The organism is Citromicrobium bathyomarinum (assembly GCA_001306305.2).
GTDB classification, from domain to species: Bacteria; Pseudomonadota; Alphaproteobacteria; order Sphingomonadales; family Sphingomonadaceae; genus Alteriqipengyuania; species Alteriqipengyuania bathyomarina.
The window spans coordinates 3,130,299-3,150,914 of the sequence record CP155577.1; the positions used below are offsets into that span (position 1 = coordinate 3,130,299).

Consider the following 20,616-nt stretch of genomic DNA (forward strand, 5'->3'; position numbering starts at 1 on the left):
GAACACGCCGGTCACCGCCGGATCACGAGGTTCCGGATCTCGGTCATGTCCTCCATCGCGAAACGCACGCCTTCGCGGCCCAAGCCGGAGTTCTTGACCCCGCCATAGGGCATGTTGTCGACCCGGTAGCTGGGGATCTCGTTGATGCAGATGCCGCCGTAATCCAGCCGGTCCCACGCATCGAACATCTTGAACAGGTCGCGCGTGAAAATGCCCGCCTGCAGCCCGAATTCGGAGCGGTTGGTTTCCTCGATCGCCTCGTCGAAGGTGGAGAACTTCATCAGAACGGCGAGCGGACCGAACACTTCCTCGTTCACCACCTTGGCGTCGCGGTCTACGTTTTCGAGCAGGGTCGCAGGGATCATCCGCCCGTCACGCGTACCGCCGCACAGCAGCTTTGCACCATGGTCGAGCGCTTCTTTCGTCCATGCCTCGACCCGTTCGGCCTCGCCGTCGTCGATCATCGGACCGATGAAGGTGTCCTTGTCCTTGGGATCGCCCGCGACGAGGGCTTTCGCTTCCTCGACCAGCATGTCGCGAAACTCGTCGTACACATCCTCGTGGATGAGGATGCGCTGGACCGAGATACATGACTGGCCGGACTGGTAGAAGGCACCCTTGATGACGCGCGGCAGAGCATCCTTGAGATCGGCATCGCGATCGATGATGACCGCGGCGTTGCCGCCCAGTTCCATCACGACCTTCTTCTTGCCTGCCCGGGCTTTCAGCGCCCAGCCGACCTCGTCCGACCCGGTGAAGCTGAGCAGCTTGAGCCGTTCGTCGGTGGTGAACAGGTCCGCCCCGTCGCGGCTGGCGGGCAGGATCGAGAAGGCGCCCTTGGGCAGGTCGGTCTCGGCCAGCACCTCGCCGATGATGATCGCGCCTAGCGGCGTCTTGCTCGCGGGCTTGAGCACGAAGGGGCAGCCGACCGCGAGTGCGGGCGCGATCTTGTGCGCCGCGAGGTTCAGCGGGAAGTTGAAGGGCGAGATGAAGCTGCACGGGCCGATGGGCACACGCTTCCAGATCGACTGGTAGCCCTTGGCGCGTTCGGAAATGTCGAGCGGCATGACCTCGCCGCCCAGCCGCACGCTTTCCTCGGCGGCGATGCGGAAGGTGTCGATCAGGCGGGTGACTTCGCCCTCGCTGTCGCCGATCGGCTTTCCGGCTTCGACGCACAGCGCGTAGGCGAGCTCGTCGAAGCGTTCCTCGAACCGTTTCACGCAGTGCATCAGCACATCCTGCCGCTGGTAGCTGGCGAGCCGTGCCATCGGCTCCGTCGCCTCGACCGTACCGACGATCGCGTCGTCGATGATCTCCGGCGTCGCGAGCGCGGTGCGGAAGGCGACCTCGCCGGTGTACTTGTCCGTCACCTCGAGATCGGTGTTGGGCTGCGCGGCCTCGTTGCGAAGGTAGAGGGGGTAAGTGTCCTTGAGCTGTGGCACGGGGGCAATCTCCTTTACCAAGGCAACCTCAAAGCTGCGCGCTGCGTTCCTTGATCTCATGGTTGAGCAGCGAATCGTTTTCCGAATAGTCGACCGGGCAGTCGATCAGATGCACCCCGCCCGCATCGCGGCACTGCGCCAGCAGCTGTTCGAGATGCTCCGCGCTCTCGACCCGGTGGCCATGCGCACCGAAGCTGGTCGCGTAGTCGACGAAATCGGGATTGCCGAAGGTCAGGCCATAGTCGGCCAGCCCCATGTTCTTCTGCTTCCAGCGGATCATGCCATAGGCATCGTCGCGCAGGATCAGCACGGTCAGATCGACGCCCAGCCGCACGGCCGTTTCCAGTTCCTGCCCGCTCATCATGAAGCCGCCATCGCCGCACACCGCCAGCACCTTGCGCTGCGGATGGACCAGCGCGGTGGCGATCGCGCTGGGCAGGCCCGCGCCCATGCTGGCGAGCGCGTTGTCGAGCAGGATCGTGTTCGGCAGATGCGCCATGTAGTTCCTTGCGAACCACAGCTTGTAGACCCCGTTGTCGAGGCAGATCACCCCGTCCTTCGGCATCGCCCGGCGGATCGCGCCGACGAGGAAGGGCGGGAAGATCGGGAAGCGCGGTCTTCCATCAATGCGTCCGAATGCTCCAGCTCCGCCTCGCGGTAGCGCAGCATGCATTGCGCATCCCAGTCTTCGCGCGGGGTGATCGCCTCCTTCATCTGCCAGATCGCATTGGCGATATCGCCGATCACCTCGATCTGCGGGAAGTACACCGGGTCCACCTCCGCCGTGTTGTACGACACGTGGATGACGACCCGCTTGTCGTCGCGGTGCATGAAGAAGGGCGGCTTCTCGATCACGTCGTGCCCGATCGAGAGGATGCAGTCCGCTTCCTCGATCGCGCGGTGGACGAAATCGCCCGAAGACAGCGCCGCGCAGCCGAGGAACAGCGGCCGTTCCTCGTCCAGCACGCCCTTGCCCATCTGGGTGGTGACGAAGGGAATGCCCGTCTTGTCGACGAATTCGCCGAGCATCTTGCTCGCCATGTTGCGGTTCGCGCCCGCGCCGATCACCAGCAGCGGCTTCTTCGCGGCTTCCACCGCCTCGACCGCGATCCGCACCGCCTTGGGCTCGGCAGAGGGACGGCGCGCGACCGAGGCTTTGAGAGGGGCGGCGACGGCCTCCTCCGCGGCAATGTCTTCGGGCAGTTCGAGATGGGTCGCGCCCGGCCGCTCTTCCTCCGCCAGCCGCACCGCCTCGCGCACCCTTGCGGGCAGCGTCTCCCCGCTCGCCAGCTGGTGCGCGAACTTGGTCACCGGGTTCATCATCGCGACCACATCGAGGATCTGGAAGCGGCCCTGCTTGGAATGCTTGATCGGCTTCTGCCCGGTCACGGTCAGCATCGGCATCCCGCCAAGCTGGGCATAGGCGACCGCGGTCAGCGCATTGGTCGCGCCGGGCCCCAGCGTGGTCAGGCATACCGCCGCCTTGCCGGTCAGCCGGCCATAGGTCGCAGCCATGAAGCCCGCGCCCTGCTCGTGCCGGGTGAGCACCAGACGGATGTCGGAGCGCGAGAGCGAATCGAGCAGGTCGAGGTTCTCCTCGCCCGGAACGCCGAAGACATATTCGGCGCCCTCCGCCTCAAGGCATTGGACGAACAGATCGCTCGTCTTGATCGCTTGTCCCTCGGCCATCGCTCTCTCCCCTCCTGGTGTGCCCGACCTATACGGGCGGCGGCACGGATTGGTTTCGCGAAGCGTTCAGTAACCCAGCGCAGGGTCGAAACGCGGCTCGACCGGTTCGCCCGCGTGCCAGCGGGCAAGATTCTCGATGAAGCGGTCGGCGCTGCGCTGAAACATCTTGCTCTGCGCGCGGCCCGACAGGTGCATGGTGACCTGCGCGTTGTGCAGGCTCCACAGCGGATGGTCTTCAGGCAGTGGCTCGGGATCGGTGACATCGAGCAGCGCGGCCTCGATCCGCTTGCCCTCCAGCGCATCGACCAGCGCATCCTGGTCGACCACATCGCCGCGCGCGATATTCACCAGCACGGCGTTGGCCTTCATCGCCGCGAGTTCGTCCGCACCGATCATGTGGTGCGTTTCGGGGGTCGAGGGCACCGCCAGCACGACCCAGTCGAACTCGCCCAGCTTGCCGCGCCATTCGTCCGGCTTCAGCGCGCCATCCGCGCCCGAGCGGCGCACTGGCACCACCTCCATGTCGAAGGCTTCGAGCCGGGTCTTCACCAGCTGCCCGATCGCGCCGAGGCCCAGCAGCAGCACCCGCTCGCCCGCCAGCTCGCGCTTGCCGGGGCTGTCCTGCAACCACTCGTGCCGATCCTGCGCGCGGACCACCTCGCGGTAGCCCTTGGCATGGGTCAGCATCAGCATGACGACATATTCGGCGATGGTGATCGCGTTGATGCCAGCGCCGTTGGTGACGATCGTGCCGCGCTGCTCCAGCAGGTCGAGCGGCAGGAAATCGAGCCCGGCGTAGATCGAGTTGAGCCATTTGAGGTTGGTCGCGGCGGTCACCACCTCGCACATCGGGCCGGGCTGGTTGAAATCGAACCAGCCGATCTCCGCACGCGGCGCGAGTTCGATCGCCTCCTCCTTGCTCATGAACCACAGCGGCTCGACCCAGTCGGGCAGGCGCGGCTCCACCAGCGGGCGGATCAGTGCGGACAGGACTGCGGTGGTCAAAGGCTCAACCTCTCTTGTCTCGTCGGCCCGGACTTGATCCGGGCCAAGGCTTCTCTTTCACGCGCACGGACCAGAAGTGAAGCACCACCCCGGATCAAGTCCGGGGTGACGGTTTGGCCTCACGCCAGCTTCCATTCCCAGCCGAGCGGGTCGCCATCCATCACCTCGACGCCCTTCGCGGCGAGTTCGTCACGGATCGCGTCGGAGGTGGCAAAGTCCTTCTCCGCCCGCGCAGCCTTACGGCGCTCCAGCGCGTCCTCGATCTCGGCTTCGGTGATGATCGCGTCTTTCGGGCGGAGCCGCAGATCGGTCCGCGCGAGGTCGAGCAGGCCGAGGCCGAGGACGGCGTCCATCCGTTCGACCACGGCGCGCTTGATCCCGGCATCGACCTTCTTGGTCGCCAGCGCATCTTCGAGCGCGGTCAGCGCGATTGCGGTGTTGAGATCGTCGGCCATCGCGTCCTGGAACTTGGCAAGCGCAGGGGCAAACTTCGGATGATCGGTCGCAGCGCTTTCCACCTCGCGCAACGGCTGCACCGCCATCACCATCCGCTTGAGCCGCGTCAACGCCGCGCCGAGGCCCTCCCACGAGAACTCCAGCTCGCTGCGGTAGTGCGCCTGGAGGCACATCATCCGGTAGGCGAGCGGGTGGTATCCCTTGTCGATCAGAAGCTGCAGGCGGAGGAACTCGCCCGAGGACTTGCTCATCTTGCCCGACCGCTCGACCAGGAAGTTGTTGTGCATCCAGATCTTCGCGCCCGAATGCGCCGCGTCGTCGAGCCCGCCGCAGCCGCAGTAGGCCTGGTTCTGCGCGATCTCGTTGGGGTGGTGGATCTCGCGGTGGTCGATCCCGCCGGTGTGGATGTCGAACGGGAAGCCGAGCAGCTTGCCGCCCATCACGCTGCATTCGAGGTGCCAGCCGGGAGCTCCGCGACCCCACGGCGAATCCCACTCCATCTGCCGCGTCTCGCCCTCGGGCGTGGTCCGCCAGATCGCGAAATCGGCGGCGTTGCGCTTGCCCTCGACCGTGTCAATCCGGCCCTCGCCCTCTTCGGTGACCGCGCGCGCCAGCCGCCCGTAATCCTCCACCGTCGAGACATCGAAATAGAGCCCGCTCTCCAGCTGGTAGCAGTGCTTCGCCTCGATCTGCTTCGCGAAGTCGATCATCTGCTCGATGTAATCGGTCGCCACAGACCATTCGGCGGGCTCACGGATGTTGAGCGCCGCCACATCCGCCTTGAACGCCTGCGTATAGTGCTCGGCAATATCCCAGATCGACTGCTTCTGCTTCGCAGCCATCTTCTCCAGCTTGTCTTCGCCCGCATCCGCGTCGTCGGTCAGGTGGCCAACATCGGTGATGTTGATGATGTGGGTGAGCTTGTAACCGCGCCAACTGAGCGTGCGCCCCAGCACATCGGCGAACACATAGGCGCGCATATTGCCGATATGCGGGTAGTTATAGACGGTCGGCCCGCAGGTGTAGACGCGCGCCTCCCCCTCGTGGACCGGAACGAAGGGTTCCAGCTGACGGTTGAGAGAATTGAATAGCTTGAGTTGCGGCGCGTCGGTCATAGCCCGCGCAAATGCGCCAAGCGGCACGGCTGCGCAACACCGGAGCGATACTATCAGCAAGGATTCAGGCACGGACACGCTTTCACACACGCTGGGCGGCGTGGCCATCGTGGGCTGCGCGATCTCGGTCGTGTGCGACCTGCTGGGGGCAGCTCTGTCAGACCGGATCGGGCTGGCCAGCGACACGATCAGCAACCTTGCAGCAGGCAAGTGGGACATTCTTTCCGACCTCGGCATCTATGCCTTCGTCGTCGGCGTGCTCGCCGTGACCATCGGCCTAGTCCGCTGGCGCGTATCGCGCTGGGACTGGCGTCTGGGCACCGTGCTGCTGGTGGTGCTAGCGCTCGATTACACGCTGATCGCGGCGTACGAGGCCTATTCGACCGGCGAGGGCATGCAGATCCACTACAAGCTGGTCTACCTGATGGGCGTCGCCTTCCCGCTCACCGTGCTGCTGACCGCGGGCCAGTTCTACGAGATCGACCGGCGGCTGGGCATTGCGCTGTATGTCGGCGGAGTCGTGTGGGCGCTGGCCGCGCCGTTCCTGTTCGTCGTGCCAACCGGGTGGGACGGTCTCTATGAGCGCGCGCTCGCCTTCGGCAAGCTGGGCTGGTTCGTCACCATGGGCATAATGATCTGGCGCGACCCGGACATCGTCCGGCGTGTGCCCGAGGACGAGCGGAGCTAGAGCCGGTCGCAGTAGTCCGGATTGTCAGAAGTGTCGCCGAAGTTGCAGCCGCGCTTCAGCTCGGCGCGGATCGTGTCGCAGGAGTTCTGGATATTGCACGCCGGCCGCGTGGCGGGCGACATGTTGTAGCACTGCTCCGACAGGGTTTCGGCCTTCTCGCGCCCCAGTTCGGCAAGGCAGGAGCCTTCGACCGGCTCGGCAGCGCTGTTGTCGAGCGCGGGGCGGCTGTTCGCATATTCGTCGCTTGGCGGAGTGGGTTCGGCCTCGCTCGGGCCGACCGGGTCGATCACCGGCGCAGGGTCGGAGGCCTGCGTAGCGCTCGGCTCCGCATCGGGCTTGGCCGTGTCGGGTGCGTCGCATGCCGCAAGCGCGCAGACCGCCGCCATGGTCAGAATCCAGCCGATGATACGCATGTCCGCTCCTTCAAATCCGTGCCATGTTCAATCGCCCGGCCGACTGGCGGTTCCGCGTCTCAGCCGCCCATCGCGGCGATCGTCGCGAAGATCACGATGCCGATACCTGCGATTCCCATCACGATGGTCAGGCCGCGCGGGATCGCCGCGCCCTGCCTGCCGCCCGCATCGCGGGTGCCAGCGGTCAGCACCGCCGTGGCGAGCAGGATGGCCAGCGCAGTGCCCAGCCATTCGAGCGTTTCTAGCAGCGAGGACATCGGCACCGGCGTCACCGGGAAGATCTTGAACAGGTCGAGCAGATAGGTCGCTGCAAAGCCGATCGCGGCCGCCATGCTCCACCCCCGCCGCACGCCGCCGCGCCATGTCAGCCATGCCAGCACCAGCGAGCCGAGGCCGAGTACGGTGAGGAAGATGTTGAATGCGGCCAGCACGCTCGCCGGATAGGCGCTGAAATCGCGCGTCTCGACGAAGCCGCCGGGGATCATCAGCGCGAGGTTGATCGCCGACAGTGCGAGCAGCAGGGCAACGAGATGGCGCGGGTTCATGCTCGGGTATCCTTATTCGAAGCCTTCAAACCGGACATGCTCGTCCAGCGGCACGCGATTGCGCTCGAAGCTGTTCACCGGCGCATCCGGGTCGCGATAGCCGATGCCCATACCGCAGAAGAAGCGGTGCGTTTGCGTGCTCACGCCAATATGCTCCATGATCGGATCGGCGTAGTAGGCCATGAATTCCTGCGGGCAAGAATCGAGCCCCTGCTCGCGCAGCAGCAGCATGATGGTCTGCAGCCACATGCCCGTGTCGGACCATTGCGGCTCCTTCATCAGGCGCGGGAAATAGCACAGCAGGAGGACAGGCGCGCCGAAGCTGACCACGTTGCGGCCCATCGCCGCGGCGCGGCCTGCCTTGTCCTCGCGCGCAATGCCCAGCGATTCGAACATGCTGGCCGAAAGTTCATAGAGGCGGTTCTTGTAGCGATCCTCCTGCTTGGGCGCGTCCCAGTCGTAGTCGGGCTGCTTCATTTCGGAGCTGCGCAGTGTTTCGCGCAGCTGCGCGAGCGGCTCGCCGGTCAGGATCGTCGCCTCCCACGGTTGGTAGTTGCAGCCCGAAGGTGCCCAGCGCGCGGTGTCCATAACCTGCCTGATCGTATCGAGAGGAACCGGCGCATCGAGGAAATCGCGCACCGAACGGCGCGAGGTGACGGCTTGGGTGACGGACATCTGGGTTTCGCTCATGCGCGGCTGGCTAGCGGCTGACCGCCGTCGCGCCAACCCGACGAGACGCATTTCGTGCTGTCCTACTCGCAAAACGCTCTCTAGCTGGATTCGCCCTGCGACCCTTTCGGGAGGACCACATGGGCGACCCCGCCACCTATCATTTCGATCTCGACCCCGCGCTGCGACCGGCGCACGCTCCGCTGGAGGAACGCTGGTGGCCGGGCATCCGCGACGCGGCGCTCAAGGCATCGAGCGCGCGGATTTACGATCCGATAAAAGGCGTGCGCGCGGTGGTAATCCACGCGACGGCGGGCGGCAGCTCGGCGGGTGCGGCGAGCGTGATTCTCGACCGCAAAGCGAGCTTCCACTGGCTGGTGCCCGACGAGGACGAACCGCAGCATGAGCAATTCGTGTGGGCCACCTGTCACGAAGCACGCGCGGCATGGCACGTGCGCAATGCCTGCTCTCACCCGGCGATCTGGGACGGGCGCGGACGGATCAACCACTGGTCGCTCGGAATCGAAGTGGTGAACCGGCAGGTGCGAACGGACGCATTCTCCGACTGGCAGGTCGAGGCGACCGCGCAGATCGTCCGCTATGCCTGGGCCAAATACCCCAACCTGCGCCATGTGGTGAGCCATGCGATGCTCGATCCTGCGCGGAGGAGCGATCCGGGGAGCCTGTTTCCGTGGGACCGTTTTCGGGGGGCGGTTCTGGATGCGCGGGGAGATGTGGTGCCGAAGCTGGTTGCAGGGGCGGCGAAGATGGAAGCGGTCATGCCGTCGGCCCCGTTCTGCATGACGGTGTGAAGCAGCGGCCGCGTTCGGCTACTGGTCGCGCAGGATGGCAGGAATGTCGCGCGCCGAATGCAGGACGCGGGCGATTTCAACCCGCTGCTCATGTTCGCGGAAGACGATCAGATAGCGGCGGTGGACAGCGGCACGCACCGGCACTGGCCAGTCGGTTCTGACGGGATAGGCCTGGGGATGCTCGGCGACAGCCGTGATGCGAGCGAGCAGTTCGTCGAGAAATGTCTCTGCCCGCTCAGGATTGTCGCGCGCAATATAATCGACGATCTCGCGAAGGTCTGCGCGAGCAGCCTCGGAGATGACGAGGTCGCTCATTCATCCTTGCCGGAATAGTCGCCCACCTGTTCTCGCACCCGATCGCGCAATTCGGCGAAGACCTGATCGGCGGGGTAAAACGGCCCCGCCAGCCCCTTTTCGATCTCGGATCGCAACCACTGGCGCCGAGCCTCGCCTTTATCGCGTTCATGGCCCCAGTCGCGCAACGCCTCGCGGACCACCTCGCTGGTGGTAGCGTATTCGCCGCGCTCGACCGCAGCCCGGAGCCGTGCAGCCATTTCGGTGGGCATGGTGACGGTGATGCGTTCGAGCTTGCTCATGCGTATGCATATATCACACGATGTGTGATCAAGCGAGTACCGAACCGGCAGCCAGGCGTACCAGTCGCTATTCATCATCCTCGTAATATCGACGATACCGCTCTTCACCCTCTCGCCGTTCGTCGGCGTAAGTCCGATCCGGGCCAAGTCGCAGGTAAGGCGTGGCCAGCAGGGCGTTCGACGGACAGCGCTCAAGTTCATCAGCGTCGTGGCGCAGGATATTGTAGGTACCCGCCGAATTGCGGCGCAGGTAGAACGTCATGGTCTTGCGGACGTAGCCTGTGTGGAGCACCGCCAAGGCCTCTAGCCGACCTTTCTCGACGTCACCCTCCACCACGCGGCGCACATCGAGATCGACGAACCACGGCCAGCTGATGATTATGACGTTCATATCTTCGGATCGCGGAAAGACTGTCGGCACTTGCGCGACAGGCTTAGCGCGCACCTTGGCATCATAGCATTCGATGCCGGAGGCAGATGCAATGGCCGGAAGGCAGGCTGTGTAACCCAAGGCCAATAAGGCCAAGGGAGCAAGCTGCCTCACCCCTCAACCTCGAACAGGTCCGCCATCTGCCCGATCATCGTGCCGCCAAGCTGCTCGACATCCATGATCGTCACCGCGCGCTTGTAATACCGCGTGACATCGTGGCCGATGCCGATCGCGACCAGCTGGACGGGCGAGGCTTTCTCGATCCACTCGATGACCTTGCGCAGGTGCGCTTCGAGGTAGCCTGCACGGTTTACCGATAGCGTGGAATCATCGACCGGCGCGCCGTCGGAGATCACCATCAGGATGCGGCGATCCTCGGGCCGGGCGAGTAGGCGCTGGTGCGCCCACATCAGCGCCTCGCCGTCGATATTCTCCTTCAGCAGCCCTTCGCGCATCATCAGGCCGAGGTTGCGGCGCGCGCGGCGCCAGGGCTCGTCGGCCTGCTTGTAGACGATGTGACGCAGGTCGTTGAGGCGGCCGGGTTGCTGCGGCTTGCCGTCGGCGAGCCATTTCTCGCGCGTGTGCCCGCCCTTCCACGCGCGGGTGGTGAAGCCGAGGATCTCGGTCTTCACCCCGCACCGCTCGAGCGTGCGCGCGATGATGTCCGCGCTGATCGCGGCGATGGAGATCGGGCGGCCGCGCATCGAGCCCGAATTGTCGATCAGCAGGGTGACGACCGTGTCCTTGAACTCGGTCTCCCGCTCGACCTTGTAAGAAAGCGAATGGCCGGGGCTGATGACCACGCGGGCCAGCCGCGCGGCATCCAGCATGCCCTCTTCCTGGTCGAAATCCCAGCTGCGGCTCTGCTGCGCCATGAGCCGGCGCTGGAGCCGGTTGGCGAGCCGGGTGACGACATGCTGCAAGCCGGTCAGCTGGCTGTCGAGATAGGCACGCAGCCGGTCGAGCTCGTCGGCATCGCACAGCTCGGTCGCGGCGATTTCCTCGTCGAACTTGCGCGTATAGACCTGATACTCGAAATCGTCGGGGATGTCGGTCCAGTGGCGGTTCGGGCGCACGGGCATCATGCCCTCTTCGCCGTCGTCGCCTGCGTCGTCGCTGTCGCCTTCCTCTTCGGACAGCTCGCCCTCGCCATCCTCGTCGGCGTCGCCTTCGGCCATTTCGGAGGCGGCTTCGGGGCTCTGCTGCGGCGACTGGTCACCCGCGTCTTCCTCGTCGGTATCGTCCTCGGGCGATTCGCCCTCATCCTCGTCGCCGTCCTCGTCCGCATCGTCGGGCGCGCTGTCCGCGCCTTCGATCAGGTCGAGCTGGCGGAGCATCTCGATCGAGAGGTCCTGAAAAGCCTTCTGGTCGTCAAGCTTGTCCGCCAGTGCGGAGAAATCGCCGCCGGTGCGCTCCTCCACGAACTTGCGGACCAGGTCGACGCCCTTCTGCGCGCGGCTCGGGATCGGCCTGCCGGTCAGCGCCTCGCGCATCATCAGCGATACGGCGGTGGAGAGCGGCACGTCACGCGCTTCGGTAGCCCGGGCGATGGGGTCGCTTGCGGCGCGCAGCTCGGTCGCGGCGGCGAGGTTATCACCCACGCCCGCGAAGCCTTGCGCACCCAGCGCTTCGTACCGGACCTGCTCGACAGCGTCGTACACCGCCCGCGCGACCGGATCGCCCGGCGCGCCCGAATCGTGCAGCGCGTTATCGTGCAGGCGGATCTTGAGCGCGAAGCTATCGGCAAAGCCGCGCGCCTCGGCGGCCTGTTCGGGCGGCAGCTGGCGTCCGGGCAGCGGCACGCGGAAGTTCTTGCCCGCTGCGCCGGGACGGTCCGCGCTCCACGCGACTTCCACCTCGGGCTCGCGCGCGATGGCCCGCGCGCCGCCGGTGAGCGCGCGTTTGAACCGGTCGAGAGGAGTTTCTTCGCTCAAGCCCGAAACCTCAGAGAATGCTCTGACCGGTCGACTGCCAGTCTTTCAGGAAGCCCTCAATCCCCTTGTCGGTCAGCACGTGGTTGACGAGGCCACGGATCACCTTGGGCGGCGCGGTCATCACGTCCGCACCGATCTTGGCCGCCTGCAGCACATGCGTCGCATGGCGCACGCTGGCGACGAGAATTTCGGTCTCGAACGCGTAGTTGTCGTAGATCAGCCGGATATCCTCGATCAGCTGCATCCCGTCGAAGCCGTTGTCGTCGTGGCGGCCGACGAAGGGCGAAATGAAGGTTGCGCCCGCCTTCGCGGCCAGCAGCGCCTGGTTGGCGGAGAAGCACAAAGTCACGTTCACCATCGTGCCATCGTCCGTCAGCGCGCGGCAGGTCTTGAGCCCATCGAGCGTCAGCGGCACCTTGATGCAGACGTTGTCTGCAATCTTGCGCAGCTTGTCGGCCTCTTTCATCATCGTCTCGTGATCGAGCGCGACGACTTCGGCGCTGACCGGGCCATCGACGATCCCACAGATTTCCTTGGTCACCTCGATAAAATCGCGGCCCGACTTGTGGATCAGCGAGGGGTTCGTGGTCACCCCGTCGATCAGGCCGGTTTCGGCCAGGTCGCGGATGTCGGCGATGTCGGCGGTGTCTGCGAAGAATTTCATTTTGGTCACATACCTGTCATGGAAGCGTCACACCCGAACCCTGTTCAAGGATTCCCGATGCGATCAGTCAATCTTGCGGCGCGCGCCCTCCCACTTGCCGCCGCGACCGTGCTTTTGCAACCGAGCGCAGCTCTGGCAGATGAAAGCGAATTCTGGATCGAGCTGGCGGCCAAAGGCGATATCGCCGAGGGCACCAGCCTGAAGGTGGAAGTGGAGCAACGGCGCAAGACCGGGCCCGACGAATATATCGTCGGCGCGGTGGTCGATCACGAGATCGGCAATGGCTTTTCGCTGGGTGGCGGGATCGAGATCCACGACATCGACGGCTTTACCGAGGTTCGCCCCTACCAGCAGGTCGGTTTTTCGACCGGGATCCTGTCGCTGCGCACCCGGATCGAGGAACGCTTCTACGACAATTCCGACCGAATGGCGCTGCGCCTGCGCCAGCGCGTGCAGCTGAGCGACACGATCGCCCCAAAGCTCAAGGCGAGCGCATCGGCGGAGCTGCTGTACCAGCTGCGCTCGCGCGATAATGGCGGGCCGGAGCGGGTCGACCAGCTGCGCTTCGCCGCCGGGCTGACCTATCGCGTGGCGGAGCGCTTCGAGGTGAGCGGCGGCTACCTGCTGCAGCTGCGCCCGCGTCCGGGCGGCGACACCTACACCCACGTGCCCCAGCTGAGCGCGGCCTACCGCTTCTAACCGCTCCCCGCGCTTCAGCGCCGCCCGGCGAGGCCCAGCGCACCGATCAGCACGGGATCGTTGGTGCTGCGCGGATCGGCACGGATCGCCGCTTCCTCGCGCCCGATCTCGGCCCACACGGTATCGTCGATCTCGTTCGCGAGCCGCGCGGCCACCCCGCCGACATCGACCCCGGCCAGCGCCGAGACCAGCTGGCCGATCACCGGATCGCGCGCCAGCCGCATCGCATCGCCGAGTTCGGGCACCATCGCATCGACCAGCCGCGGGCCAAGGTCCGCGCGCAGATAACTCGTCGCGGCGGTCGGCCCGCCGGTGATCAGCCCGATCGTGTTCTCGACCCCGATCAGCTGGATGGAATCATAAATGATCGGCGCGGCGCGCTCGCTCGCCTCGACCGCAAAGCCAGCGAACTCCCGCTCCAGCCGCGACTTGACCAGGCCCGAGGTGAGAATCCCGGCGAGCACATTGCCCCGCGCGCCGAGAAAATTGTCGAGCCCGGCCTGCGCGATCTGCTGGTCCCAGAAGCCGCCGGGCGCAGTCAGCCGGGCGAAGGCGCGCTGGCTGGAGAGCAACAGCAACCGCTCGATCACGTTGGTCACGCGGCCCTCGTAGGTGGCGCAGCCGGCCAGCAGCATCGCGCCCGCCCCGGCACCGATGGCGCCCAGCAGGCTGCGCCGGTTCAGGCCATTTTCCAGAATTCCGGTCATCGTCTCACCTTCCATGCTTGTGGCGCGGGAGCCCCTGCACCCATATTGGCGGACGACCCATGCGCCGTATCCGCCTCCTCGTCCTCAACGCCGCGCTCGGCGTACTCGATTACCGCGTGCCCGATGGCATGACGGTCGAGCATGGCAGCGTCGTGGTCGCCCCGCTAGGCCCCCGCCAGGTCACCGGCATCGTGTGGGAGGAAGAACGCCTTCCCGGCGAGTCGGTGCCCGAGGCAAAGCTGCGCCCGATCCTCTCGGTGCTGCCGGTGCGCCCGCTGCACGCACAACTGCGCCGCCTGATCGAATGGACCGCGGACTATTACTGCGCCTCGATGTCTTCGGTCGCACGGATGGTGCTGGCGAGCGGAGGCGCGCTGAAGGGCGGCGTCACCGTCACCGAATACCGCCTGACCGACACGCAGCCCGACCGGATGACTCCGCAGCGCAAGCAGGCGCTGGAAAAGCTGGTCGACCGGCAGGGCACGATCCGCGAGCTCGCCGCGATTGCAGGCGTCTCCGACGGCGTATTGCGCGGTCTGGTGAGCCAGGGCGTGCTCGAAGCCGAAGAGGTCGACGCGGACCGCCCCTACCCCCGCGCGCAGCCCGATCATGCCGAGCCGGTGCTGTCGCCGCAGCAGGCCGAAGTCGCGGACGAGCTGGTCAGGGCGGTCGAAGCGCAGGACTTCGCGCCGATCCTGCTCGACGGGGTGACCGGATCGGGCAAGACCGAAACCTATTTCGAGCCCGTCGCCGCCGCGATCCGTGCTGGCAGGCAGGTGCTCGTCCTGCTCCCCGAAATCGCGCTGACCGAGAACTTCCTGCGCCGGTTCGAGGACCGCTTCGGCGTGAGCCCGGTGCTGTGGCACTCCTCGCTCAAATCCTCGGAGCGCCGCCGCGCCTGGCGCGCGATCGCCCGCGCGCCGGAAGAGGGCGGCGCGCAGGTGGTGGTCGGCGCACGCTCCGCACTGTTCCTGCCTTATGCCAATCTCGGCCTGATCGTGGTCGACGAGGCGCACGAGATCAGCTTCAAGCAGGATGACGGTGTGCGCTACAACGCCCGCGATGTCGCGGTGATGCGCGGGCATTTCGAGCGGATACCAGTCGTTCTCGCCAGCGCCACGCCGGCGCTCGAAAGCCTGCACATGGCGGAGACGGGCACCTACCGGAAGCTCGACCTGCCGAGCCGCTTCGGCGGGGCCTCTCTACCCACGATCCGCCTGCTCGACCTGACAGAGGAACCGCCCGAGCGCGGCCGCTGGCTCGCCCCGACGCTTGCTCGCGAGCTGTTCGCGCGGATGGAGCGCGGCGAGCAGACGCTGCTGTTCCTCAATCGCCGAGGCTATGCGCCGCTGACGCTGTGTCGCAATTGCGGATACCGCTTCCAGTGCAAGCAGTGCAGCGCCTGGCTGGTCGAACATCGCTTTTCCCACCGGCTCGCCTGCCACCATTGCGGGCACGAGGAGCCGACGCCCGAAGCCTGCCCCGAATGCGGCGAGAAAGACAGCCTCGTCCCCTGCGGTCCGGGGGTCGAGCGCGTCGCCGACGAAGTGCGCGAGATTGCACCCGAGGCGCGAATCGCGGTCGCCACGTCCGACACCCTCAACACCCCCGCCCGCGCCGCCGAGTTCGTTGCGATGGCGGAAAGCGGTGCGATCGACGTCATCGTGGGCACGCAGCTGGTGACCAAGGGCTTCCACTTCCCCGACCTGACTCTGGTCGGCGTGGTCGATGCGGATCTGGGGCTGGAGGGCGGCGACCTGCGCGCGGCGGAGCGCGTCTACCAGCAGATCGCACAGGTCGCGGGCCGCGCGGGCCGCGCCTCCAAGCCCGGAGAAGTGCTGATCCAGACGCGCCACCCGGAGGCGCCAGTCATCGCCGCGCTGGCGGAGGGCGACCGCGATGCCTTCTACGCGGCCGAGCTGGAGGCGCGTCGCCACGCCAATGCCCCGCCCTTCGGACGCTGGGCGGCGATCATCGTGTCGAGTGAGGACGAAAAAGAAGCGCGCCTGACCGCTGCACGGATCGGCGATGCGCGCCCGCGGCTGGACGACATCATGATCCTCGGCCCTGCGCCCGCCCCGCTTGCCCAGCTGCGCGGACGCTATCGCTATCGCCTGCTGATCAACGCCAAACGCACCGCCGCGCTGCAGGACGCGATCCGCGACTGGCTCGGCCCGCTGGAATTGCCGCGCGGCGTGCGCGTGGGGATCGACATCGATCCGTATAGTTTCGTCTAGCCCACGCTGATCTTGCCCCTCGCTTTCAAGCCGTTAGGGTAGCGCCAAAGGACATTTCGGGGGGTCGATATGAAGAACTGGGTCGCGGGACTGTGCGCGCTGCTGATGGCGCTGGCAATGGCGGTGCCTGCCAGCGCGGCGGATTGGAAGAAGGCGGAAACGCGCCACTTCGTCATCTATTCGGACGGCAGCACCAGCCAGCTGGAGGACTATGCAATCCAGCTGGAAAAGTTCGACGCTCTCCTTCGACTGGTGTTCGGTCGACCGGCAAGCGAACAACCGACCCGACTGCGCATCTACCTGCTGCGCTCCATGGGCCAGGTCGAGGATCTGCGCGGTCGCAACATCGCAGGCTTCTATTCCCCGCGGGTCGAGGGCAGCTACGCAGTCAGCAACCGGGAAGCGAACGACCGCGGCCTTCGCACGCTGTTTCACGAATATGCGCATCACTTCATGTTCAACAATTTCGGCATTCCCGCTCCTGCCTGGTTCGTGGAAGGCTTCGCCGAATATGTCTCGACGGCCGAATTCAAATCGAACGGAGAATGGATCTTCGGCTACCCCCAGAAGGACCGGGCCTATTCGGTCAACAACGGGCAGAAGATTCCGATCGAGGCGTTGCTGACTTCCGACGTCTCCGAGATTCGGGATGGTGGCGCTTTCTACGGCTGGTCGTGGGCATTGACCCACATGCTCTATTCGGACCCGAAGAAGCGCGGGGACCAGATTCAGGCCTACCTGCGCGAGATCAATAGCGGGACCGAGAACCTTGAGGCGGCGCGCAAGCACTTCGGCGATCTGGACGAGCTGGAGAGCAACTTGCGCCGCTACGTGCGGGGATCGATGGGCTATTCGAAGTCCGACCTTCCTCTCGCCTACGCCCAGGACATTCGGATCACCGATCTGTCGTCATACGAGGGCGAACTTGTCGAGCTGACCCTGGAAAGGATCGCCCGATACGAGCCCGAAGCAACGCGCGATAAGCTGCGCAGCCTCGCGGAACGCGGCGAAGGCACAGCCGAGAGCTGGTACCAGCTCGCGGAGCTCGAATTCGCACTCAACCACAAGGAGGAGGCCGGTTACGACTTCAGCGCGGCCGAGGCCGCGGTCGACCGGGCGCTCGCACTCGACGGCAACCATGTGAGAGCAAACCTCCTCAAGGGCAGGCTGCTGCTCGAACCTTTCGACCATGGGGACGATCCGGATCCGGCCAACTGGGCGGCAGCCCGCGAATTCATCGGCAAGGCCAACCGGCTCGATCCGGCCGACCCGCTCGCGCTATACGACTTCGCCAACAGCTATCTGCGTGAAGGCGCCAGCCATCCGCAAATGACCGATGCGCTGAAGATGGCATTCTCGTTGGCGCCGGAAGCCGCGGAAGTGCGATTCGCCTACGCCACCCAGCTTGCGCGTGAGGGACGATACGATGACGCGATCTTCCTCCTGAAGGTGCTGGCCAACAATCCGCACGGTGATCGCGGGGCGAAAGCGGTGATCGAAGCGCTCACCAAAGCGCGCGACAGCGGAGGGGTAGCCTCGATCCGCTTCGAGCCCTCGGAGGAAGAGGACGAGAGCACAGGAGACGAATAGGGTCGCGGATGCACATCCGCGGGGGGGCCATCCTGCGGAGATCGGAACACTGCGGCTCCCTGCCGATTGACCGTTGATGCCATCCCCCGCCGAACGCCCCGTTCTCGTCCCCATCCTGGGCGACCAGCTGACCCGAACCATCGCCTCGCTGCGAGGGCGCACGAAGGACGACACCGTCATCCTGATGATGGAGGTGTGGGACGAGGCGACCTATGTGCGCCATCACAAGCAGAAGATCGCGCTGATCTTCTCCGCCATGCGCCACTTCGCAGCCGAACTGCGCGATGCGGGGTGGACCGTCGACTATGTCGAACTGACCGACACGGACAATGCGGGCAGTTTTACCGGCGAGATTGCCCGCGCTGTGGAACGCCACGATCCGCGCGCAATCCACGTGGTCGAGGCGGGCGAGTGGCGCGTGCAGCAGGCAATCGAGGAATGGCCAGACAAGTTTAGTTGCGACGTCGAAATTCTGCCCGACGACCGCTTCGTGTGTTCGCTGGCCGAATTTCGGGAATGGGCGGAGGATCGCGACAGCTTGCGGATGGAATTCTTCTATCGCGAGATGCGCAGGAAAACCGGGTTGCTGATGCATGGCGATGGCAAGCCCGAGGGCGGCGAGTGGAACTACGACAGCGAAAACCGCAAGCCGCCCAGGGAAGGGCTATCCGCGCCGCAACGCCCGCTGGTCGAGCCCGACGACATCACACGGGAATGCATCGATCTGGTCGAGGAGAAGTTCGGCGACCACTTCGGGAGCTTTGAGAACTTCGGCTGGCCGGTCACGCGCGACCAGGCAGAAGAAGCCGCCGACGCCTTCTTCGCCGAACGGATCGAGTGCTTTGGCCCCTACCAGGACGCGATGGTCCACGGGCAGGACGACCTGTTCCATTCGATGCTGTCGACCAGCATCAACCTCGGCCTGCTCGATCCGCTTGACCTGTGCCGGCGTGCCGAGACGGCGTACAAGGAGGGCAAGGCGCCGCTCAACAGCGTCGAGGGGTTCATCCGCCAGCTGATCGGCTGGCGCGAGTATATCCGGGGCTTCTACTGGCTGCACATGCCGCATCTGCAGAAGGCGAATGCGCTCAACGCGCAGCGCGCCCTCCCCGAATTCTTCTGGACCGGCGAGACCGAGATGCGGTGCCTCGCGGACTGCATCCGCTCGACCCGCGACAACGCGCATGCGCATCATATCCAGCGGCTGATGGTGCTCGGCAATTTCTGCCTGATCGCAGGGATTTCCCCGCGCGAAGTGCAGGACTGGTATCTGGTGGTCTATGCCGACGCCTACGAGTGGGTAGAGCTGCCCAATGTGGCCGCGATGGTGCTCTATGCCGATGGCGGAAAACTCGCGAGCAAGCCATACGCGGCGTCAGGCAATTACATCAATAAAATGAGCAACTACTGCTCCGACTGCGCCTATTCGGTCAGCAAGAAGACCGGCGAAGGCGCCTGCCCGTTCAATGCGCTCTACTGGCATTTCATGGACCGCCATCGCGACACGCTGGAGAGCAATCATCGCATCGGGCGAATCTACTCCAACTGGGACCGGATGGGCGAGGATAAGCAGGCCGCCTATCTCGAAACCGCGCAAGACTTCCTCGATCGGCTGGAACCTGCAGACAAAGGATGGGCACGGGAACAATGACCATGCGAAACAACAACCACCAGCGGCTCGATTATTACGCGGCGGCACCTGCGCAGGCCAAGGCGCTCGGCGCGCTGCACTCGGCAGTGATGCAGTCGAGCCTGCCGGACGAACTGATCGAACTGGTGTTCCTGCGGGTCAGCCAGATCAATGGCTGCGCCTATTGCATTGCGTTGCACACGCGCGCGCTGGCTAAGGCGGGGGTCGCGCACGAGAAGATGGCACTCACCGCAGCATGGCGCGAAGCGGGCGATGCCTTCGACGCGCGCGAGCGTGCCGCGCTCGCCTTTGCCGACAGCCTCACGCGGATCGAGGAGACCGGCGCGCCGGACGCGGATTACGCGCTGGTCGAGCAGCAGTTTTCGGATCAGGAACGCGCGGAACTCGGCATTGCCATCGCCACGATGAACGCCTTCAACCGGCTCGCGATCGGTTTTCGACTGCCGATCCCCGCACAGCGGACGAGCTAGCTGCCGCGCTAGACGGTCTGCGTCTCCGCATCCTCGCGCTTCACGCGTTTGTGCTCGTCCTCGATCAGCCCGGCCTTCCAGTAGCTGGAAATGTAGAGCGATTCGCCGCGCAGGCCCAGCTCGTCGCGCAGCAGCGCGCGCAGGTTGCGCATGGCCGAGAATTCGCACGCAGCCCATCCGGCAAGCTTGCCCTGCGGCAGCGCGATGCGGCGCAGTGCGTCCGACAGCAGGGCTGGCTGGCTGCCCGGCTCGCGGTTGACCAGCCAGCGGACCTCGATCCCCTCCGGCTTGTCGAGCTCGACCTGGTCCGCATCGTTCTGGATTTCGATCACCGCGACACCGCGTGCGTCGTTGGATAGCGCGGCCAGATTCACGGAAATCGCGGGAAGCGCGGTCATGTCGCCCGCGATGAGGTAAAAATCGTGTGCCTCGGGCAGCGGCTTTGCGGCGCCGGGGCCGCCGACCTTGATCGTCTCGCCGGGCTCCGCCGAGAGCGACCATTTGGTCGCCGGGCCAGCCGCATCGTCGCCATGCAACGCGAAGTCGATATCCAGCTCGTCCTCGCGCTGGTCGCGGATCGTGTAGGTCCGCACGATCGGCTTGCCCCTCGCATCCTCGCCAAGGAACAGCTTGAGATAGCCACCCTGCTGACCGGCGGGAAATCCTTCGAGGCCCGGCCCGCCGAGCGTCACGCGCTGGAGAGAGGGGGTGATGCGGTCGCGGCGCAGGACGGTGAGTTCGCGGGGATCTGGTCTGGTGCTCATGCACCGTCACCTAATGCGAACGCCTCGCATTTTCAATGCG

Annotated in this window: 20 protein-coding genes and 1 pseudogene; 7 read left to right on the plus strand and 14 right to left on the minus strand. The window is 65.4% G+C overall.

The features are described 5' to 3' along the window. Window positions 1-11: 11 nt before the first annotated feature. From VO57_015865 to cysS, 4 genes and pseudogenes are all read right to left on the minus strand, one after another. Window positions 12-1,442, minus strand: a complete 1,431-nt coding sequence (locus tag VO57_015865) for an aldehyde dehydrogenase family protein (GenBank protein ID XBL69590.1) — start codon at window positions 1,440-1,442, stop codon at window positions 12-14. A 28-nt stretch (window positions 1,443-1,470) separates the two neighbouring features. Then, window positions 1,471-3,131, minus strand: a pseudogene (locus VO57_015870) (acetolactate synthase large subunit). A 66-nt stretch (window positions 3,132-3,197) separates the two neighbouring features. Then, window positions 3,198-4,136, minus strand: coding sequence for a D-2-hydroxyacid dehydrogenase (locus VO57_015875; protein XBL69591.1), 939 nt, complete (start codon window positions 4,134-4,136; stop codon window positions 3,198-3,200). A gap of 119 nt (window positions 4,137-4,255) precedes the next feature. After that, window positions 4,256-5,707, minus strand: coding sequence for a cysteine--tRNA ligase (gene cysS, locus VO57_015880; protein XBL69592.1), 1,452 nt, complete (start codon window positions 5,705-5,707; stop codon window positions 4,256-4,258). Window positions 5,708-5,807: 100 nt separating this feature from the next. Here cysS and VO57_015885 point away from each other — a divergent pair, with 100 nt between their 5' ends. Continuing rightward, complete coding sequence (locus tag VO57_015885; protein XBL69593.1) at window positions 5,808-6,395, plus strand: DUF998 domain-containing protein; 588 nt, start codon at window positions 5,808-5,810, stop codon at window positions 6,393-6,395. On the opposite strand, the gene VO57_015890 is transcribed toward VO57_015885, so the two are convergent. Genes VO57_015890 through VO57_015900 form a run of 3 tightly spaced genes read right to left on the minus strand, consistent with a single transcriptional unit; the run spans window position 6,392 to window position 8,043 of the window. Further along, a complete protein-coding gene (locus tag VO57_015890; GenBank protein ID XBL69594.1) occupies window positions 6,392-6,808 on the minus strand; it encodes a hypothetical protein in 417 nt (138 codons plus the stop codon). The genes VO57_015885 and VO57_015890 overlap by 4 nt on opposite strands. A gap of 59 nt (window positions 6,809-6,867) precedes the next feature. Beyond that, entirely contained in the window at window positions 6,868-7,353 is a 486-nt protein-coding gene (locus VO57_015895; GenBank protein ID XBL69595.1) for a hypothetical protein, read from the minus strand. Between the two features lie 12 nt (window positions 7,354-7,365). Beyond that, window positions 7,366-8,043 (minus strand): nitroreductase, encoded by a 678-nt coding sequence (locus VO57_015900; protein XBL69596.1) that lies wholly within the window; start codon window positions 8,041-8,043, stop codon window positions 7,366-7,368. A 119-nt stretch (window positions 8,044-8,162) separates the two neighbouring features. Between VO57_015900 and VO57_015905 the strand changes: the two genes are divergently transcribed. Further along, the gene (locus VO57_015905) at window positions 8,163-8,834 is read left to right on the plus strand and encodes an N-acetylmuramoyl-L-alanine amidase (GenBank protein XBL69597.1); all 672 of its coding nucleotides are present in this window, start codon (window positions 8,163-8,165) and stop codon (window positions 8,832-8,834) included. A gap of 18 nt (window positions 8,835-8,852) precedes the next feature. Here the strand turns inward: VO57_015905 and VO57_015910 are convergent, their stop codons facing one another. The 5 genes from VO57_015910 to fsa all read right to left on the minus strand — a co-directional run bounded on the left by VO57_015910 (window position 8,853) and on the right by fsa (window position 12,458). Further along, the gene (locus VO57_015910; protein XBL69598.1) at window positions 8,853-9,149 is read right to left on the minus strand and encodes a type II toxin-antitoxin system RelE/ParE family toxin; all 297 of its coding nucleotides are present in this window, start codon (window positions 9,147-9,149) and stop codon (window positions 8,853-8,855) included. Then, window positions 9,146-9,430: a type II toxin-antitoxin system ParD family antitoxin gene (locus VO57_015915; GenBank protein ID XBL69599.1), complete on the minus strand. Its 285-nt coding sequence runs from the start codon at window positions 9,428-9,430 to the stop codon at window positions 9,146-9,148. Before VO57_015915 ends, VO57_015910 begins: the two co-directional genes overlap by 4 nt. Before the next feature lie 67 nt (window positions 9,431-9,497). Beyond that, window positions 9,498-9,941, minus strand: a complete 444-nt coding sequence (locus VO57_015920) for a hypothetical protein (GenBank protein XBL69600.1) — start codon at window positions 9,939-9,941, stop codon at window positions 9,498-9,500. A 29-nt stretch (window positions 9,942-9,970) separates the two neighbouring features. Then, window positions 9,971-11,794: a cobaltochelatase subunit CobT gene (cobT, locus tag VO57_015925; GenBank protein XBL69601.1), complete on the minus strand. Its 1,824-nt coding sequence runs from the start codon at window positions 11,792-11,794 to the stop codon at window positions 9,971-9,973. A gap of 10 nt (window positions 11,795-11,804) precedes the next feature. After that, complete coding sequence (gene fsa / locus VO57_015930; GenBank protein XBL69602.1) at window positions 11,805-12,458, minus strand: fructose-6-phosphate aldolase; 654 nt, start codon at window positions 12,456-12,458, stop codon at window positions 11,805-11,807. A 57-nt stretch (window positions 12,459-12,515) separates the two neighbouring features. Here fsa and VO57_015935 point away from each other — a divergent pair, with 57 nt between their 5' ends. Continuing rightward, window positions 12,516-13,157: a DUF2490 domain-containing protein gene (locus VO57_015935; GenBank protein XBL69603.1), complete on the plus strand. Its 642-nt coding sequence runs from the start codon at window positions 12,516-12,518 to the stop codon at window positions 13,155-13,157. 14 nt (window positions 13,158-13,171) lie between these two features. Here the strand turns inward: VO57_015935 and VO57_015940 are convergent, their stop codons facing one another. After that, the gene (locus tag VO57_015940) at window positions 13,172-13,864 is read right to left on the minus strand and encodes a DUF4197 domain-containing protein (protein ID XBL69604.1); all 693 of its coding nucleotides are present in this window, start codon (window positions 13,862-13,864) and stop codon (window positions 13,172-13,174) included. A 59-nt stretch (window positions 13,865-13,923) separates the two neighbouring features. Here VO57_015940 and VO57_015945 point away from each other — a divergent pair, with 59 nt between their 5' ends. The 4 genes from VO57_015945 to VO57_015960 all read left to right on the plus strand — a co-directional run bounded on the left by VO57_015945 (window position 13,924) and on the right by VO57_015960 (window position 19,812). After that, window positions 13,924-16,101 (plus strand): primosomal protein N', encoded by a 2,178-nt coding sequence (locus VO57_015945; GenBank protein XBL69605.1) that lies wholly within the window; start codon window positions 13,924-13,926, stop codon window positions 16,099-16,101. Between the two features lie 69 nt (window positions 16,102-16,170). Continuing rightward, complete coding sequence (locus tag VO57_015950; GenBank protein ID XBL69606.1) at window positions 16,171-17,691, plus strand: hypothetical protein; 1,521 nt, start codon at window positions 16,171-16,173, stop codon at window positions 17,689-17,691. A gap of 76 nt (window positions 17,692-17,767) precedes the next feature. Further along, window positions 17,768-19,342, plus strand: a complete 1,575-nt coding sequence (locus VO57_015955; GenBank protein ID XBL69607.1) for a cryptochrome/photolyase family protein — start codon at window positions 17,768-17,770, stop codon at window positions 19,340-19,342. After that, window positions 19,339-19,812 (plus strand): carboxymuconolactone decarboxylase family protein, encoded by a 474-nt coding sequence (locus VO57_015960; protein ID XBL69608.1) that lies wholly within the window; start codon window positions 19,339-19,341, stop codon window positions 19,810-19,812. Before VO57_015955 ends, VO57_015960 begins: the two co-directional genes overlap by 4 nt. Window positions 19,813-19,820: 8 nt before the next feature. Here the strand turns inward: VO57_015960 and VO57_015965 are convergent, their stop codons facing one another. Next, on the minus strand, window positions 19,821-20,576 hold the full coding sequence (locus VO57_015965; GenBank protein XBL69609.1) for a siderophore-interacting protein: 756 nt from the start codon (window positions 20,574-20,576) through the stop codon (window positions 19,821-19,823). Between the last annotated feature and the right edge of the window lie 40 nt (window positions 20,577-20,616).

What these genes read in the sequence shown, in the direction of transcription:
- cysS (XBL69592.1), bottom strand. Translation starts at nt 5,707, where the DNA reads ATGACCGACGCGCCGCAACTCAAGCTATTCAATTCTCTCAACCGTCAG.
- VO57_015890 (XBL69594.1), bottom strand. Translation starts at nt 6,808, where the DNA reads ATGCGTATCATCGGCTGGATTCTGACCATGGCGGCGGTCTGCGCGCTT.
- VO57_015895 (XBL69595.1), bottom strand. Translation starts at nt 7,353, where the DNA reads ATGAACCCGCGCCATCTCGTTGCCCTGCTGCTCGCACTGTCGGCGATC.
- VO57_015900 (XBL69596.1), bottom strand. Translation starts at nt 8,043, where the DNA reads ATGAGCGAAACCCAGATGTCCGTCACCCAAGCCGTCACCTCGCGCCGT.
- VO57_015905 (XBL69597.1), top strand. Translation starts at nt 8,163, where the DNA reads ATGGGCGACCCCGCCACCTATCATTTCGATCTCGACCCCGCGCTGCGA.
- VO57_015910 (XBL69598.1), bottom strand. Translation starts at nt 9,149, where the DNA reads ATGAGCGACCTCGTCATCTCCGAGGCTGCTCGCGCAGACCTTCGCGAG.
- VO57_015915 (XBL69599.1), bottom strand. Translation starts at nt 9,430, where the DNA reads ATGAGCAAGCTCGAACGCATCACCGTCACCATGCCCACCGAAATGGCT.
- fsa (XBL69602.1), bottom strand. Translation starts at nt 12,458, where the DNA reads ATGAAATTCTTCGCAGACACCGCCGACATCGCCGACATCCGCGACCTG.
- VO57_015935 (XBL69603.1), top strand. Translation starts at nt 12,516, where the DNA reads ATGCGATCAGTCAATCTTGCGGCGCGCGCCCTCCCACTTGCCGCCGCG.
- VO57_015940 (XBL69604.1), bottom strand. Translation starts at nt 13,864, where the DNA reads ATGACCGGAATTCTGGAAAATGGCCTGAACCGGCGCAGCCTGCTGGGC.
- VO57_015945 (XBL69605.1), top strand. Translation starts at nt 13,924, where the DNA reads ATGCGCCGTATCCGCCTCCTCGTCCTCAACGCCGCGCTCGGCGTACTC.
- VO57_015950 (XBL69606.1), top strand. Translation starts at nt 16,171, where the DNA reads ATGAAGAACTGGGTCGCGGGACTGTGCGCGCTGCTGATGGCGCTGGCA.
- VO57_015955 (XBL69607.1), top strand. Translation starts at nt 17,768, where the DNA reads ATGCCATCCCCCGCCGAACGCCCCGTTCTCGTCCCCATCCTGGGCGAC.
- VO57_015960 (XBL69608.1), top strand. Translation starts at nt 19,339, where the DNA reads ATGACCATGCGAAACAACAACCACCAGCGGCTCGATTATTACGCGGCG.
- VO57_015965 (XBL69609.1), bottom strand. Translation starts at nt 20,576, where the DNA reads ATGAGCACCAGACCAGATCCCCGCGAACTCACCGTCCTGCGCCGCGAC.